This window comes from Ruegeria sp. BG11, from assembly GCF_056538565.1.
The window spans coordinates 1-1066 of record NZ_JBQFTH010000049.1 but is presented as its reverse complement, the minus strand read 5'-3'; the positions used below and the strand labels follow the sequence as shown (position 1 = coordinate 1066).

Annotated in this window: 1 protein-coding gene; it reads left to right on the top strand. The window is 60.6% G+C overall.

Going from position 1 to position 1066, the window contains the following annotated elements; all coding sequences use genetic code 11:
* Positions 1-1066 (top strand): VirB4 family type IV secretion/conjugal transfer ATPase (locus ACR0JF_RS23320; RefSeq protein ID WP_480670123.1); only part of this gene is annotated, 1066 nt, incomplete at both ends.

The following is a 1066-nucleotide window of genomic DNA, read 5'->3' as shown; positions in this document are numbered from 1 at the left end:
TCTGGCAATCTGCACCTGCGGTCTGGACACATCTGGCTGACGCGGTTCCCAATGGCCGCATCACGTTCCGCAAGAACCACGTTGAAAGCCTCTCACCAGGGGGGGACAGGGATCGTTTTGCAACCGTCTTTGCGATCAACGCCTACCCGGAACGCTCCAAAACCTACATGTTCGACGATCTTCTGGGTGAGCGGTGCGAGTTTATTGCCACGCAAAGCTATGCGCCTCTGGACCGCGTGTCGGGCGGTGCAAAGATCCGCGATGCCAGGCAGGGCATGAAAGATGCAGGCGATGAAGCGGAAACGCTTCAAGAGGATCTTCGACTGGCGCGGGATGCGGTGGCGTCCCGCGCCATGTCCATCGGGCGGCACCATTTTACAGTTGCGGTTCTGGGCGAGACCCGGGCTGCGATGGAAGAAGCCGCAACACGTGTCAACTCGACCCTGACCGGGGCCGGGCTGCGCACGCGGCGTGAGGATATCGGGTTAGAGGCGGCCTGGTGGGCGCAGCTGCCGGGCAATTTCGCGTACCAGACGCGAGCGAAGAAACGCTTCGTGTCCGACCGGAACTTCGCAGACTTTGCCAATCTGCATTCCTGGCCAACAGGATCGCGGGACCATCTGCGCTGGGGTGGTCCCGTGGCCGCCTTCACAACGCTGGGTGGTACACCTTATTGGTTTTCGTTTCATCGGGAAGGCTCCGACAAAGATGCAGGCCCCGGCACAACCGCGATATTCGGGGCGTCCGGTGAGGGCAAAACTCTGCTCGCGAACTTTCTGGTGTCGTCCTGTCATCGCCTGCCAGAGCCGCCGCATCTCATTGCTTTTGACAAAGACCGTGGCTCCGAGACATTCATCCGGGCCATTGGCGGCACCTATCTTCAGCTCAAGCCCGGCATGAATCTTGGCTTCAATCCGTTTGCCGTTGCAACGGATGAGGTTGGGATTGAATGGCTGGAAGGGTTCATTCAGCGTTTGACCGGCGCGGAAAAGCTCAGCCCCGAACAGGAACGGCGGATCGAAACCGGGGTGCGCCGCCTGGCTGACGGTGATGCGGCGTTGCGGAC